A 14,403-nucleotide genomic window follows, 5' to 3' on the forward strand; every position below is an offset into this window, starting at 1 on the left:
AACTACAAATCGGTTATCCTCTTGAGAAGTGCCGTCCGGACGGCGGCATGACGCTTATCTCAGGGACCCGTTTCCCCACGAACCGCGAAGAGCCCCCTAAGGTGGACGCCCTCCATCTCGGAGGTGCCGTCATTGGCGCCGCCTTGGGCGCAGTCATCTTCGTACGGACGACTTTGCGCGAGGGCAGACACCGCCGAGAGTACTTTGTATGGACAGGTGGCGACCCGACCGGGATAACCGACATGATGTTCGGAGTCATGCGCGGGGAAACCGAACGGAAGAGGGCAACGGGGTTGCCCCCGAGCAAGGTTGCGGCGATTACCAAGGCATTTGACGGTGTCGGAATACGCCCGAGCCGGGTCTTGGCGCAGCTACTTCTACTCCCGTGCTTTAAACGCCGATAATTTTGCGCTGCGCCGCCTTACTGAGATTTCTCGCTGCCGACGCTGGACAGATGGCGGCGCAGGTGGTCGGAGGCTTCTTGAAGATCGCCCGTGAGCAACAGCTGCGCGAGTTCCACGTGTTCGGCGCACCTGAGGACGGCCCGCTCCGGCACCAGTGCCTGGCGGTATTCAATCAGCCGGCGGAGACGGTTAATGCGCGCCAGGCTTTCGATGAAGAAGTCGTTATCGCTGCACTTGGCGACTGTTTCGTGAAACCGGGTATTCAGGTCAAAGAGTTCGGAACCTGAAATGGTCCAGATTTTGCCGTCCACGAGTTCCTGCTGTTCCAGCATCCGTTCGCGTACAGCCTCACGGTCGAGAACAAAAGTATCCTCGAGGATGGCCGCCGGTTCCACGACGAGGCGGAAGTGGTAGCTGTCCCGGTAGGACTTAACGGACGTGAGCACTGGGAGGAATTCCCAGCCGTATCCAGGAAGCGGCGCGATCCAGCCTTCGGCTGAGATCCGGCGCAGGAGTTCGTTTACCTGCCCACGCGTGAGGTCGTAGCGGCGCATGAGGCCGTTTTCCGTCACTCGCTCCGGCAGGATTCCATCGAGGCGGTCGGCCGCAATTCTCATGTACGCGGCAGCGTCGTCACCCTCGTCCAATGCCTCTTCTGGCAACACAACGTCCGGCCCAGTCCGCGCCACGACATAGCCCCCGCCCTCGGCACGGGAAATCGTCCCTTCGCGCTGCAGTTCCTGGAGGGCCTTGCGGATGGGGGAGCGGGAGACCCGGAGCCGCTCGGCCAGGAATCTTTCAGTCAGCCGCTGCCCGACGGCGGGAGTTTCATCCCGCAGGTAGGTGCGGATCCTGGTTTCAATCATGGAAGTCAGCTCTGTACTTCCGGTGGCGCCAGCTGGCACGTGTACTCCTTTTGCTGCAGCGGACTAGTCCACCATACCGGGGAAGAATGGCCGCCATTGCGATTTCAGCCAGTGTGGTTTTTTTGTTTGCAAAAAACCAAGCGTAGGTGCATAGTTGTTGTGTACGTCACCGACGTCACCTCACAGAGCAGTCAGGAAGCAGTACATGTCCAACGTGATTCATCGCGTAGTGCCAGCGGGTTCAATCGACACCCACGTGCACGTCTTCGATCCCAACCGGTTCGCCTACGCCTCCGGCCGGGACTACACCCCCGCCTCTGCAGACCTACAGGACCTGCAGGCGTTTGCGGGCACGCTTGGACTCGAGCGGTTCGTCTTCGTCCAGCCCAGCGTTTACGGGACCGACAACTCCGCGCTGCTTGCCGCACTGGAGGTGACCGGGCCGGAGCGTTCCAGAGGGGTGGCCGTAATTGGACCCGAAACCACGGATCAGGACATTGCGTCCCTCCATGCGGCGGGAGTGCGCGGACTGCGCCTGAACGCAAGTTCAAATCCCGACGGCGGCGCGGCAGACGTGCGCGAAGCCTTACAAACGCTTATGGCCAGGGCAGAACCGTTGGGACTTGCCGTGGAGCTCTTCTGCAGCAGCACTTCGCTTGCGGCAGTCGAGGACATCATTGCCAGTTCCCCGGTTCCCATCATTCTGGACCATTTCGGCGGCGCTACAGTGGCAGACGACGGAACGGTGGTCGGCTTGGACCAGGTCATACGATTCCTTGCCCTGCCGCATGTCTGGGTCAAGCTCTCGGCCGCCTACCGGATTGCCAAAGCAGGCGCCGCGGCGCCGCAAATCCCTTCGATAGTCCGTGCACTCGTCGAGGCCCGGGCCGACCGCCTGGTGTGGGCCTCGGACTGGCCGCACACCGGCGGCGGCGCGGCCCGGAAACGCCGTGGGCCTGCCGCCGTCGAACCCTTCCGGGAGATCGATGACGCCGCCGAAGTCTCTACCTTCCTCACGTGGATCGGCCCTGGGGAAACAGCGCGGCAGATTCTGGTCGATAACCCGGCCCGGCTGTTCCGTTTCCCCTCTTCTTAATCCCCAACAACTCCCCAAGGACGACGATGTCTTCTCAGACCGAACCCGCTACACCGCCAAAAGAGGCCGCCGAAGCCCCAGCGCCTAAAGGCCGGGCCTTTTGGTGGAAACTCATGGACACGGATGTGGGAATCATCCCGCTGCCGTTCTACCTGCTCCTGATCATCCTGCTGATCGCCTTCACCGCCACCAAGGGCGTCACCGGCGAACTGGCGATGGTGATCGCCATTTCCGCTGTATTCGCCTTCACGCTCGGTGAGATTGGCAACCGGCTGCCGCTGCTGCGCAAGATCGGCGGCGGCGCAGTCCTGGTCACCTTCATTCCTTCACTTTTGGGCTATCTGGGCTGGGTTCCGGAGCCGATGAAGAAGGCCGTGGGTGATTTCTTCACCACCAGCAAGATCCTGAACCTCTTCATCGCGGCCGTCATCGTCGGCAGCATCCTGAGCATGAACCGGCAGGTTCTGATCAAGGGCTTCGTGAAGATCTTCGTTCCGCTGCTGGCCGGAAGCGTCCTGGCCGTTGTGTGCGGAACCGCCGTTGGCACCGCGCTGGGCCTGGGTCTGCACGATACGTTCTTCTTCACCGTGGTGCCGATCATGGCTGGCGGTGTCGGCGAGGGCGCAGTGCCCCTGACCATCGGCTACTCACAGATTCTCGGCATGGAGCAGGGTGCTGCACTGGCCCGCGTGCTGCCCCCCATCATGGTGGGCAACCTTACCGCCGTGATCCTCGCCGGGGCCCTGGCTCTCGTTGGCAAGAAGTTCCCTCACTTGACCGGCAACGGGCAACTGCAGGCCGGTGGCGGCAGTGACGACATCCTGAACCTGGAAGAGGGCAGGAAGCCGGAACGGTTCGACCTCAAGGCTGTCGCCGCCGGCGGCATCGTCGCAGTCACGCTGTACCTGCTCGGGGTCCTGGCAAACAAACTCCTTGACTGGCCCGCCCCCGTGGTCATGCTGTTCGCTGCAGTCCTGCTCGCACTGGCCCACGGCGTCTCGCCCCGCCTCCAGGGTGGTCTCAAGATGGTTTACCGGTTCGCCCTCACCGCGGTGGCTTTCCCCCTGCTCTTCACGTTCAGCCTCATCCAGACACCGTGGCAGAGCCTCGTTGCAGGCTTCGCTCCGGCAAACCTGATCACGATCGTTACCACGGTTGTTGCCATGGTGGCCGGTGGCTTCTTCACCGCCCGCTGGGTCAAGCTCCACCCGATCGAAACGGCCATGATCACCAGCACCCACAGCGGCATGGGCGGTGCAGGCGACATCGCCATCCTGACCGCCGGGGACAGGATGCGTTTGATGCCCTTCGCCCAGATCGCCACCCGCATCGGCGGTGGGCTGACGGTGGCCGGAGCCCTCATCCTCATCAGCATCATCAAGTAACAGTCACCCCTCAACGACTCCACCCAGAACAGCTTTGAAAGGCACCACCATGAAGATCCTCGTACTCCCGGGCGACGGCATCGGCCCCGAAATCACCGAAACCACTCTCGACGTCCTGAAGGTCGTCGACCAGGCCCACGGCCTGGGCCTGGAATTCGAGCAAAAGGACATCGGGCTGAAGAGCCTGGCCGAACAGGGCACGACCCTCCCCGCTGCGGTCATGGAACGCATCCCGCAGGTGGACGGCGTCATCCTGGGCCCGGTATCGCACTACGAATACCCCTCCAAGCAGGAGGGCGGCTTCAACCCCTCCGCGGAACTGCGGGTCCAGTTCGAACTGTTCGCGAACGTCCGGCCCTGCCGGTCCCGTCAGGGACTCAGCATCCTGCGCACCCCCATGGACCTGGTCATCGTCCGCGAGAATACCGAAGGCTTCTACTCGGACCGCAACATGTTCGCGGGTACCGGGGAGTTCATGCCGGACGAGAACATTGCACTGAGCGTCCGCAAGATCACGGCCAAGGCATCCGAGCGGGTGGCCCGAGCCGCCTTCGAAATCGCCCGCGGACGCAACAAGAAGGTCACCGCCGTCCACAAGGCCAACGTCGTCAAGCTGTCCGACGGCCTCTTCCTCCGCGAAGTCCGCAAGGTCGCCGCCGAATTCCCCGACGTCCAGCTCGAAGAACTGATCGTTGACGCCGCCGCAGCCTTGCTGATCCGCAAGCCGCACGAGTTCGACGTCATCGTCACCACCAACATGTTCGGCGACATCCTCTCCGACGAAGCCTCCGAACTGTCCGGCAGCCTGGGCCTGGGCGGCTCCCTGAACGCCGGCCATGACATCGGAGTTGCCCAGGCACAGCACGGCTCCGCCCCCGACATCGCCGGCAAGGGCATCGCCAACCCCACCTCACTCATCCTCTCCGCAGCGATGCTCCTGGACTGGCGCGGCCGCCGCGACAACAACCAGGCACTGATCAACGCCGCCGCGGAGATCGAAACGGCCGTCGAAACCGTCCTGTCCAACCCTCTGACCCGCACCGGCGATATTGGCGGATCCCTGGGGACCAGCGAGTTCGCCGACGAGGTCATCGCGTCCCTGACCCGGGAGCCCGTCAGCCAGGCCACGGCCTAGTTCTTCACCAGCAAGTTAGGAAAACCCCATGATTTCAACGGTCAACCCCGCCACTGGCGAACAACTGATCGTCTTCGAAGCGCACACTGAGGCCCAGGTAGACGCCGCACTGACGGCCGCCGCCGAGGCGCAGAACGCATGGCGCCTGATCCCTGTCGAGGAACGTGTCCAGGTTCTGCGCAACACCGCCAAAGTCCTGCGTGAGGGCAAGGAAGAGTACGCCCGCCTGATTACCCTGGAGATGGGCAAGCCCATCACCGAAGCCGAAGCCGAAATCGAAAAGTGCGCCCTGACGGCCGACTACTACGCCGAAACCGCTCCCGCGCACCTGGCCCCTGAGAACATCGCCTCCAGCGCCGAAGACAGCGGCGTCGTCTTCGACCCCCTCGGCGTCGTCCTGGCAATCATGCCGTGGAACTACCCGTTCTGGCAGTTCTTCCGCTTCATCCTTCCCGCCATCGCGGCGGGCAACGGGGCCATCCTGAAGCATGCCAACAACGTCCCCCAGGCAGCCCTCGCCGTTGAAGAGATCATGGACAAAGCCGGTCTTCCGGAAGGTCTGTTCTCCACGGTGCTCATCGAGTCGAACCGGGTCGCCGCGCTCATCGCCGACGACCGGATCGCTGCAGTCACCCTGACCGGCTCCACCCAGGTAGGCCAGATCGTCGCCTCCCAGGCCGGCGCCGCGCTCAAGAAGCAGGTCCTCGAGCTGGGTGGCTCCGACCCCTTCATCGTGCTGGCCGATGCCGACATCAAAGCAGCGGCTAAGGTCGCCGTGAAAGCACGCTTCACCAACAATGGGCAGTCCTGTGTGAACGCCAAGCGCTTCATCGTCGATGAAAAGATCGCCGACGAGTTCGTCGCCGAGTTCCTCGCCAACACCAAGGCGCTCGTCGTCGGGGACCCCCACGACCGGGCCACCACCATCGGTCCGATGGCCCGCGAAAACCTCCGTGCCGAACTCCACGATCAGGTCACCCGCACGATTGAAGCCGGCGGCAAGGTCCTGCTCGGCGGAAACGTTGTTGATGGCCCCGGCTACTTCTACGAACCGACCATCATCGACCACGTCGTTCCCGGCCAAGCCGCCTTCGACGAGGAAACTTTCGGCCCCGTCGCCGCAATCGTGCGTGTTTCCTCCACCCAGGAAGCCATCGCCTTGGCCAACCAAACGGAGTACGGCCTCGGCGCCGCCCTCTGGACCGGTGACACCGAAACCGCAGCCCGTGATCTTCTGCCAAAGATCGATGCGGGTGCCGTCTTCATCAACGGTATGGTCGCCTCCGATCCGCGCCTGCCTTTCGGCGGTATTAAGAAGTCCGGCTACGGTCGGGAGCTGGGCTCCTACGGCATCCGCGAATTCACCAACATGAAGACTTTCTGGACCGGCCCGGCACCCACTCCCGCCGCCGTCGACTAAAAGGACGACACCTAATGACACGCATTAGCACAAGCATCAGCTCTGTGGACGCCGTGATCCTGCGCCCTGACGAGCTGCCCCGCAAGGACCGCGGCAATGGCGCATCTACGGTGCCGCTGGTCGGCTCCCATCTTGGAGCTACGGCTTTCCTGAACGGGATCACCACCTTCAACCCCGGCGCTGCGATCGGCCACCACAGCCACAACGTGGTCGAATCCGTAATGGTCATCGAAGGCACTGCCTGGGTGGATATCGACGGCACGGAGTACTTCCTGAACACCTACGACACTACGTTCGTGCCAGCCAACATCATCCACCGGTTCCGCAACGCCTCGGACACAGAAGAAATGAAGATCTTCTGGACCTACGCAGCCATCGATGCCACCCGCACCATGGCCGGCAGCACGGAACGCAACCGCATCGACGAAGAGCAGGCCAACCAGGCCGCACTGACAGAAGGAGCGACGGCGTGATCCACGAAATCGCCTCCCTCACCATCAAGCCCGGCTCGGAAAAGGACTTCGAAGAAGCAGCTGCCCAGGCAGTGCCCTATTTCCAACAGGCCCAGGGTGCACTGAGCTTCCGGCTGGACCGCACGGTGGAGATTCCCAACGAGTACACCCTCACCGTTGGTTGGGCCACCGTCGGGGACCACACCGAAGGCTTCCGCAACTCACCCGGCTTCGCCAAGTGGCGCCAGCTTGTCAGCCCCCACTTCGCGGAACCGCCCCGGGTGAAGCATCTTCAGCACGCCTACACCGGGTTCTGATCATGCCAAGGAAACTCCATAGCGCCCAGCCGAGCGCTTCCGTCCTGCCTAAAGGGCGGCCTGTCCGGAAATGGACACAACTATTTCCCGACGATCTGGTCGAAGTGCTGGACGAGACCGGAATCCTGACAACGGCATGCGTGGATACCCTGAGCCCGGACGGTTCAATGATTTGGCTAACCCGCCGCGGAACCGGCTACCGAACACTTCACCTGTCCACAGACCCGATCACTCTCTACCGGGCCTGATTCTGATGCTCCGGCTTTCCAGGAGCCGGAGCATCAGCGTCCAGCCCATTCCAGGGTCCATACCCGTCCCAAACGAACAGAGCGAGCACAACCTCCCGAACAAATGATTCAGCCGAGCGACTGCCACGTTCCGGCGGCCCGCATCGGTCACCCGTGGCGGCGGCGCGGGTAGGGCCGCCTTGTGCTCTTGGCGCAGGCCCGGGTCCTGCTTGCCGGCGATGGACAGGTGGTTGCGCACCACAGACGCCGCGCCCCCGGCTCCCGCCGCAATTTTGGACGCGGGGATGCCCTTGCGGTACATCAGGACCGACTCCGAGTTCGGTGCGCTGCGCCTGCCGTCGGTCATGTTAATTCGAGGCTTCGCGCGCAAGTACGGCTTGGCCCACCCGGTTGCCGGCCTCCGTATTGGCGAGCCACATGATGGCTCCCGGGGTCGGGACGGTGTCCCGCCAGTCCGTCCGCCACGTGCGGGTCATCTGCTCGACGGCATCACCCGGCGAGTGGGGCCAAGGATGGTGCCCGTCCTCGTCAACGTCCCCGGCGATCATCAGTCCCTCGACGAGGAGTTCGGCGATCAGACCGATGGTGAGCGTCCGTCGAAGAGAGGGGTCAGTGATTCCGGCGACGTGTGTACTCGCATTTACCCAGCCAGGGTAGGCCCAGTCATCCAGGCCACCGACAAGGACGTCTTCTTTGGGCGTACGGCTGGCCATCATGCTCATGCCGCTATTCAACCGGGTTCCGCGCGGCCCGCTTGAGCTCGGCGATCCGCAACCGCAGGAAGATGATGACCAGTACCAGGGCGTACACCGCCATCATCGCCAGCACCACCGTGAAGACGGCGTACAGCACACCCGGACGCCGAAAGCCGGACTCAAACTCATTACTACCCCCAGATAGTCGTTGGCCTAAGCCTAGGGGACGGTGATGGTGAGGGTGTCTCAGGTCACGAAAAAGGCGCGCCCCGTTCGCTGAGCGCGCCCTTCCCATGATGTCTGTCAGTGCTTGAAGGCGTCCTTGACCTTTTCGCCGGCCTGCTTCACATCGCCCTTGGCCTGGTCAGCGTGGCCTTCGGCCTTCAGGCTCTCATCGCCCGTGGCGCTACCGGCCGCTTCCTTGCCCTTGCCGCCTGCCTTCTCGGCAGCGTTCTCAATCTTGTCGCCCAATCCCATGGTTTTTCCTCCCCTGGTTGGTAGCCGTTCGCATTCAGCTACCCCATACTAAGCATGCTTAGGAATTGGAATGCCAAGTCTCAGCCCCGGTTTGAGTGTGTTCTCTTCTCCGGAACGGGCGCCTGATGGGTGGAGGTTGTTTCGTGTTCCGCAACTTAACACGGACTGCCTTCCGTTGGCACGGCCTTGCTGTTCCGACGGCGCGTAGCCGGAAGATCTATCACGATGAGGGCAGACTGATCCAGGCCAAAGCCGGGGCCAGGACAAGGAGCACCTCCACCAGGTTGCCCATGGAGAGCAGATGCAGCGCATGTCCTTGGCCGAAGACACGGCCGCGGCTGGCTGGCTCTGCAGTGCCGGTGGAACCTACCCCACGGCCCCGGCGGACGTCGCCACGGGAAGAGGGATTACTCATTGGCGCCGAGTGTGGGGAGGCCGCCTCGGCGACGGTCAGCCGCACGGTACTGCCTGTTTTCACTTCGGTGCCGGCAGCCGGGTCCTGGTCCGTCACCGTCCAGTTCGACGCCACGAGGACCTTCTTGCCATCCCCGGACACCGCCTCGTGCTTCAGCTTCAGCTGGTCCAGAGCGTTCTCCACGTCGTCGAGCCTGTCTCCCACAAAGTTCTCCAGGATCACCTTCAGCGGTGAGGCCGCTGCTGGCGGCGACACAGGCGGCGGAGCCGACGGGCCCGACACCGGCTCGGCGTGGCAGCCGGTCAGGCCCATAACGGCGGCGCCCAGCATCGCGCACGTCTTACGCATGGTCGAAGCCTAACTTGGGTCACCTGCGGCACCTTCGAATTAATTCGATCGGCGTGAGTTTTCCCAGCCGTCTTTGCCGTCGCCGGCGGTGGTAGGTCCGCTCAATCCAGGTCGTGATTGCCAGCCGGAGTTCCTGGCGTGTGAGCCACCGCTGACGGTCCAGGACGTTTTTCTGGAGCAGCGAGAAGAACGATTCCATGGCGGCGTTGTCCGCGCGCACCGACTCGGCCCATCGATCCTGTGAGCCCGTGGTGCCGGAGGGATTCGACGAAGCGGCGGGACCGGAACTGGGACCCGCGGTCCGAGTGCACCACGGTGCCTGCCGGCCGGCGTGCCCGGACCGCGTTCTCCAGCGCGGCCACCGCCAGCGAAGATTTCATCCGCGAGTCCATCGAGTAGCCGACGATCCTCCCGGAATAGACGTCCTTGATCGCGCAGAGGTAGAGCTTCCCCTCGGCAGTGGGGTGCTCGGTGATGTCGGTCAGCCACAGCTCGTTCGGCGCCCCGGCGGTGAAGTCCCGTTCCACCAGGTCATCGTGGACAGGCGGTCCTGGCTTCCGGTTCAGGCCACGCTTCTTGGAGAACACGGACCAGATGCCGTGGTCCCGGCACAAGCGCTGAACCCTGTTCTCACCCGCCATGATGCCCTTCTCAGGGAGCTCGTCGGCGATAAACCGGTACCCGAACGCCGGATCGTCGGCATGGATGTCCAAGGCGGCCTTGACCAGGTGCGCGTCCGCCCAGTCCCGGTACGTCAGCGGGCTGGCTCTCCACCGGTAATAGCCTTGCTTGCTGAATCCCAACACCCTGCAGGTCACCGCCACTGGAACACCGTCGGCGGCAAGATCCGTGACCAGCGGGTAGATCTGTAATGGTCAGGTGCCGGCCCGAGGTCGGCTGGCAGGCTGGTCCCGGAGGACGGCGTGTGACTCAGGGTATATCCGACCCGCTCAGGCGGTGTCTTGAAAATGACTTGTCCGCACCATTCTCCGGGCACGGCCTGCCCGCGCGGATGACCTGATCAGAAGACTGTCCACCAGTTGGGTGTGACCCGTTACAGATGCGTCTCCAAGCGACCCAGGCAGGTTCCTGTCACCTAACCGGGTTAATAAGAAGAGGAGAGCACACAATGGCGATCATCGCAGAGGAATTCGAGTTCGTCGTCGGAGTCGACACCCACTCCCGCACCCACACATTCACAGCCGTTCACTGCGCGACCGGTGCCGTGGTCGACACCGCGGTGTTCCCAGCCACCTCCGCAGGAATGGACCGAGCTATCACCTGGATCCGGCGCCGCACCGGCGAGGAGAAGGTCTTCGCAGCGGTCGAAGGCACATCCTCCTACGGCGCCCAACTCACCCAAGCACTGCTGGCGGTCGGCATCGACGTGGGCGAAGTCAGGCCACCGGCACGCTCGTCACGGGCCCTGACCGGCAAGTCCGATCCCATCGACGCCGAAGCCGCCGCCCGCTCGGTCCTTGGACGTCCCCGCGAGCAAGTCATGGAACCACGCGCGGCCGGAACCCGGGCAGCGATCAGGATCCTGTTGGCCTCCCGGTCCCTGCTGGATCACCAACGGACAGCCAACCGCAACGCCCTCACAGCCTTACTCCGCGGCACCGACCTCGGAATCGACGCCCGGTCATCCCTGCGGGATGCTCAGATCAGCACCATCGCAGCCTGGCGCAGCTCCAACACCGTGGACCCCATGCTTCGAATTGCACGGGCCGAAGCCAAACGCCTGGCATCGGCCGTCAAAGACCTCACGACTCAGCTCGCCGAAAATCACAAGGCCTTGGCCCAACTTACCGAAGAACTGGCTCCAGGACTCCAAACCACACCCGGAGTCGGTCCCGTAACCGGGGCGATCATCATCTGCGCCTACTCCCACCACGGCCGGATCCGTTCAGAGGCGGCCTTTGCCGCCCTCGGAGGTGTGGCGCCACGCCCTGCATCCTCCGGTAACACCACCAGACACCGGCTCAACCGCTCTGGCGACCGTCAACTCAACCGCGCCTTCGACGTCATCGTCCGCACCCGAATGAGCTTCGACCCCGCAACCAAGGACTACGTCGCCCGCAGCCGGGCAACAGGCAAATCAAACCGCGAGATCCGCCGGAACCTCAAACGCTACGTCTGCCGCTCCATCTTCCGCCAACTCCAAACCACCATGGCTTGACAGACGCCATAGAAGAGTCATTTTGGGTTGATGTCCCTCGCCAAATAGGCAGCAGCCCGGCGCAAAATCTCATTCTCCTGCTCCAACAGGCGGTTGCGCTTCTTCAGCTCCCGCACCTCCGCCGACTCACCCGCTGCCGGGCCAGCGCCGGTTTCCTTGCGTTCGGCGATAGCAATCCACCGCTTCAGCGTCGTGACCGAAAGCCCGAAATCCTTAGCAATTTGCGCCAGCGGCGGCGCCTCGCCCTTGCGGGCCACAGCCGTGAAGCAGGCCGACTGCCCTGCTTCACGTACCTGCCTGCGCCCGCGGTACCAGCCACGGACGATGCCCGCCAAAACGCAGGGTGGGACGGGCCATCTTAGGTACCTCCCACTAGTCCTGTTCAACGCCGACAATGGTGATTCGGGCAATCAACAGTGCACTACGTCGCCCACTGTCCCTATACCGATCCGGACCAATGGCCCCTACCAAAATCACCCTTGTCGATACGGACAGCTTTACGTCCCCGCGGTTTCCCTCGGTGATCTCGAGGCCACAGAGCCTGTCTTCCTGATCACCGTGCCTGGATGGAAGGTCCGTTCTCCACCCGGGCGAACGTTGAAACCACGGCAAAACGCACCGTGTCCTTCGAAGGAGTAGGAATCCGTGGAGTGTCTCAACGCCTGGTAATGAGCCGGAACTTCCAGAGTTCCCGGGAATTGAACGGGAAGCTGCTCCAGGGATCATCCGTGTGGGCCTGAGTGCTGCTTTGGGGAAGGACCTTGTCCCTAGTGGTTTCAAGATGGGCACGTATCGGTTCACCGGGCGCGTGCAGCAATCCGACGCTCAGAAGAACCGCCGGAACAAGCGTCATGCAGTGCTGAGTAAAACCATACCGAGAACTTTGCAGCGGCATAGTTACCTACGATTCTTGCGGTTCGCAGGCGCCCCCCACACGGCAAACTATGAAAAACCCGGTAGCCAGAGACCTGATCTAAATATACTGCCGGGCTTCCTCCTTGCATACGGACTAATGCCCGCAGACCGAGACAAATCGCCGGCCACATGGAGTCCCTTCCCAGCCCTCGAATCTACTGACAGCCCGATGATCTTAACGCCGCGTGATCAAAATTCGAATTTGATGGTTGCCAGGTACGACTTCCACGCGTCCGGACATGACGTAATGGACCATTGCCATCCCGGCTCCGTTCTGCAGGTCAACGAGGTCCAGTTTTCCTTTGCCGTCCCCGAAGGACCGGGTTCCTTCTGGTTTGCCGGGGCTTTTGCGGATCACTCTGCCAGGGCGCTCTCGATTCCTTTCGCGGCGGCCTGAAAGCGTTGCGTCAGACGGCCGAGTTGGGGGTGAAGTAGTTGGCGACCTCGTAATAGGTGGTCGTCGGGGGTGCAGGGAAGCCGGCCTCCATGCTTAGCGGCCCGATTTTCTCCTGGGCGAACTTGTCGTACTGTTCGCGGGATTCCCATACGTCGGTGATGAGCAGCTTGCCGTCCGTCTCGGCGGCCCAGTGGGAGATGGATCCTGCCGGTCCGGGGCCGCCCGGGGTGAGGCCCATTTTCTGGTTGACTTCTTCGTATTGCGCCAGGGTGGCACCGGGGAATTCCATGATGATTGCGACAGCCATTTCGTGCTCCTTTGCATTTGCGGGCACGCAAACCGCGCCCGCGATCGAACTGACAGTCCCGGTTTACGCTCGGCGCGCGGCACCGTCAACGGTCTTTCGGCATGTCATGCGGGGCCCTGCATCACAGGTTCTCCAATCCGTTCACGGAATGGAAGGGCGGGTGTGCGTAGGTCGTAGCCCTCAGACCTGCCCTGGATCTTTTGGCTTCCTTTAAATCACTACCGGCAATGAACTACTCGCAATGGGTGGTCGAGATCATCGTCTCAGCTGAGCCCTTGACGATGCCTTCGCCTGCACGTTTTGGCCGCGGACAAGGCACTGACCGTCGTCGTTCGACCACACGAATAGACTGAGGAAACTGGCGCCGCGAGCCGAAGGACAACCCTTTCAGACTCTCTTCACCGGCTCCTTTCACGTGCCGATAATCGAGACTCCGTCAGGGGGCGATTGTGTCTCCGAAGGCACGTCGCCGGCGAGTTGCGTTGGACGCGGGCGGGGCAGAGAGGCAATCCGTGCCGCTGGTCTCCGTCCTCGTCTGGTGCACCTAAATCCGAGATACGAATCGACGTCAGAATGACGCGGAATACTCCGTTTTACTGACAGTGGCTCGCGACCTTCTCAGATCTCATCCCGACAGCAAAAGGGACGTGGATTCGGGATGCGACAGTTCGAGAGTCGCCGAAATGGTTCCGTAAAATTGGATTTGATGAGGGTGCGCCTGGCGCAGGGGCTGGGATGAGAGTTCTAGTGACTCTGCGGCGTCCCCAAAATATGACCGACCCCGATCGACGGGCCTGAGTCCTCCCTAGTCAGGCAACCCCTACGTCAGGGTGGGGTGTGCTGTAATCGGATTCCGCCTGGAGGTGGCGGCTGTATTTGGGCGTTGTCGAGGAGCGTACGGTCGTCTGGTTGCCATCCTGGCCGTCTGACCGGGTCGCACACGTATTGGAATGAAGTGGCGAACGGTGGACGCTAGTTTCTCCTTACTTAGTACCTTTCCCAATGCCGCCGCAACGAATTGCACGCTGCCCATCCGGCGCTCCAAGGAACATTTGCCACCAGTACGAGAAGGATCCCCAACATAACCGGGCAGATCCTGGGCCGGGACCGCCGAGGTCAAAAGCGTCCAGCAATGATCTGGTAACGAGTTGGCCCCACACCCGCATGCGCCGAGTCGGCTCTCCCACGAGCGGGCCTGGTCGGAGGCAGGCCCGGGGAACAGGAGACAATAACAAAACCCACCTTGACGGGGCAGCTACGCAGAACACCAAGTCTCCACCGCCCAAGACCCCGCCGACGTGTGGTCCTCACATCGCCGGCCCGGGAGGAGGTTGTCACAAATTCCTT

The 14,403-nt window shown here is 62.6% G+C and carries 13 protein-coding genes and 3 pseudogenes; 8 read left to right on the forward strand and 8 right to left on the reverse strand.

Annotation, left to right across the window (positions count from 1 at the left end):
• Positions 1–404, forward strand: a pseudogene (locus ACFVTD_RS14975) (hypothetical protein); the annotation flags it as partial.
• 17 nt (positions 405–421) lie between these two features.
• Here the strand turns inward: ACFVTD_RS14975 and ACFVTD_RS14980 are convergent.
• Positions 422–1,309: a GntR family transcriptional regulator gene (locus ACFVTD_RS14980; protein WP_387564402.1), complete on the reverse strand. Its 888-nt coding sequence runs from the start codon at positions 1,307–1,309 to the stop codon at positions 422–424.
• 166 nt (positions 1,310–1,475) lie between these two features.
• On the opposite strand from ACFVTD_RS14980, the gene ACFVTD_RS14985 reads away from it, so the two are divergent.
• From ACFVTD_RS14985 to ACFVTD_RS15010, 6 genes are all read left to right on the forward strand, one after another.
• Positions 1,476–2,366, forward strand: coding sequence for an amidohydrolase family protein (locus ACFVTD_RS14985; protein ID WP_387564404.1), 891 nt, complete (start codon positions 1,476–1,478; stop codon positions 2,364–2,366).
• Positions 2,367–2,479: 113 nt separating this feature from the next.
• Positions 2,480–3,751 (forward strand): 2-hydroxycarboxylate transporter family protein, encoded by a 1,272-nt coding sequence (locus tag ACFVTD_RS14990; RefSeq protein WP_387564406.1) that lies wholly within the window; start codon positions 2,480–2,482, stop codon positions 3,749–3,751.
• 49 nt (positions 3,752–3,800) lie between these two features.
• A complete protein-coding gene (locus ACFVTD_RS14995) occupies positions 3,801–4,886 on the forward strand; it encodes an isocitrate/isopropylmalate dehydrogenase family protein (RefSeq protein WP_387564408.1) in 1,086 nt (361 codons plus the stop codon).
• Between the two features lie 28 nt (positions 4,887–4,914).
• Positions 4,915–6,306, forward strand: coding sequence for an NAD-dependent succinate-semialdehyde dehydrogenase (locus ACFVTD_RS15000; RefSeq protein ID WP_387564410.1), 1,392 nt, complete (start codon positions 4,915–4,917; stop codon positions 6,304–6,306).
• 14 nt (positions 6,307–6,320) lie between these two features.
• Positions 6,321–6,779 carry a cupin domain-containing protein gene (locus ACFVTD_RS15005; protein ID WP_387564412.1) on the forward strand — a complete coding sequence of 153 codons (459 nt, stop codon included), beginning with the start codon at positions 6,321–6,323 and terminating at the stop codon, positions 6,777–6,779.
• A complete protein-coding gene (locus ACFVTD_RS15010; protein ID WP_387564414.1) occupies positions 6,776–7,075 on the forward strand; it encodes an antibiotic biosynthesis monooxygenase family protein in 300 nt (99 codons plus the stop codon). The genes ACFVTD_RS15005 and ACFVTD_RS15010 overlap by 4 nt, the downstream gene beginning before the upstream one ends.
• Before the next feature lie 595 nt (positions 7,076–7,670).
• Here ACFVTD_RS15010 and ACFVTD_RS15015 read toward each other — a convergent pair.
• From ACFVTD_RS15015 to ACFVTD_RS15035, 5 genes and pseudogenes are all read right to left on the reverse strand, one after another.
• Positions 7,671–8,045, reverse strand: a complete 375-nt coding sequence (locus ACFVTD_RS15015) for a hypothetical protein (RefSeq protein ID WP_387564416.1) — start codon at positions 8,043–8,045, stop codon at positions 7,671–7,673.
• Positions 8,046–8,049: 4 nt separating this feature from the next.
• Positions 8,050–8,175 carry a hypothetical protein gene (locus ACFVTD_RS15020; protein WP_387564418.1) on the reverse strand — a complete coding sequence of 42 codons (126 nt, stop codon included), beginning with the start codon at positions 8,173–8,175 and terminating at the stop codon, positions 8,050–8,052.
• A 146-nt stretch (positions 8,176–8,321) separates the two neighbouring features.
• Positions 8,322–8,495, reverse strand: a complete 174-nt coding sequence (locus ACFVTD_RS15025) for a CsbD family protein (RefSeq protein WP_387564420.1) — start codon at positions 8,493–8,495, stop codon at positions 8,322–8,324.
• Between the two features lie 220 nt (positions 8,496–8,715).
• Entirely contained in the window at positions 8,716–9,258 is a 543-nt protein-coding gene (locus ACFVTD_RS15030) for a PASTA domain-containing protein (RefSeq protein WP_387564422.1), read from the reverse strand.
• Between the two features lie 19 nt (positions 9,259–9,277).
• Positions 9,278–10,133, reverse strand: a pseudogene (locus tag ACFVTD_RS15035) (IS3 family transposase); the annotation flags it as partial.
• A gap of 254 nt (positions 10,134–10,387) precedes the next feature.
• On the opposite strand from ACFVTD_RS15035, the gene ACFVTD_RS15040 reads away from it, so the two are divergent.
• Positions 10,388–11,437 carry an IS110 family transposase gene (locus ACFVTD_RS15040; protein ID WP_366280300.1) on the forward strand — a complete coding sequence of 350 codons (1,050 nt, stop codon included), beginning with the start codon at positions 10,388–10,390 and terminating at the stop codon, positions 11,435–11,437.
• Between the two features lie 20 nt (positions 11,438–11,457).
• Here ACFVTD_RS15040 and ACFVTD_RS15045 read toward each other — a convergent pair.
• Both ACFVTD_RS15045 and ACFVTD_RS15050 read right to left on the reverse strand, forming a co-directional pair.
• A pseudogene (locus ACFVTD_RS15045) lies at positions 11,458–11,694 on the reverse strand (transposase); the annotation flags it as partial.
• Positions 11,695–12,759: 1,065 nt separating this feature from the next.
• Positions 12,760–13,056 carry a hypothetical protein gene (locus ACFVTD_RS15050; protein ID WP_387564424.1) on the reverse strand — a complete coding sequence of 99 codons (297 nt, stop codon included), beginning with the start codon at positions 13,054–13,056 and terminating at the stop codon, positions 12,760–12,762.
• Between the last annotated feature and the right edge of the window lie 1,347 nt (positions 13,057–14,403).

Source organism: Pseudarthrobacter sp. NPDC058119, assembly GCF_042884655.1.
Lineage (GTDB): Bacteria > Actinomycetota > Actinomycetes > Actinomycetales > Micrococcaceae > Arthrobacter.

Excerpts from the sequence above, each read along its gene's own strand:
- ACFVTD_RS15030 (WP_387564422.1), bottom strand. The coding sequence starts at position 9,258 with ATGCGTAAGACGTGCGCGATGCTGGGCGCCGCCGTTATGGGCCTGACC.
- ACFVTD_RS15050 (WP_387564424.1), bottom strand. The coding sequence starts at position 13,056 with ATGGCTGTCGCAATCATCATGGAATTCCCCGGTGCCACCCTGGCGCAA.
- ACFVTD_RS14985 (WP_387564404.1), top strand. The coding sequence starts at position 1,476 with ATGTCCAACGTGATTCATCGCGTAGTGCCAGCGGGTTCAATCGACACC.
- ACFVTD_RS14995 (WP_387564408.1), top strand. The coding sequence starts at position 3,801 with ATGAAGATCCTCGTACTCCCGGGCGACGGCATCGGCCCCGAAATCACC.
- ACFVTD_RS15000 (WP_387564410.1), top strand. The coding sequence starts at position 4,915 with ATGATTTCAACGGTCAACCCCGCCACTGGCGAACAACTGATCGTCTTC.
- ACFVTD_RS15025 (WP_387564420.1), bottom strand. The coding sequence starts at position 8,495 with ATGGGATTGGGCGACAAGATTGAGAACGCTGCCGAGAAGGCAGGCGGC.
- ACFVTD_RS15015 (WP_387564416.1), bottom strand. The coding sequence starts at position 8,045 with ATGAGCATGATGGCCAGCCGTACGCCCAAAGAAGACGTCCTTGTCGGT.
- ACFVTD_RS14990 (WP_387564406.1), top strand. The coding sequence starts at position 2,480 with ATGGACACGGATGTGGGAATCATCCCGCTGCCGTTCTACCTGCTCCTG.
- ACFVTD_RS15040 (WP_366280300.1), top strand. The coding sequence starts at position 10,388 with ATGGCGATCATCGCAGAGGAATTCGAGTTCGTCGTCGGAGTCGACACC.
- ACFVTD_RS15005 (WP_387564412.1), top strand. The coding sequence starts at position 6,321 with ATGACACGCATTAGCACAAGCATCAGCTCTGTGGACGCCGTGATCCTG.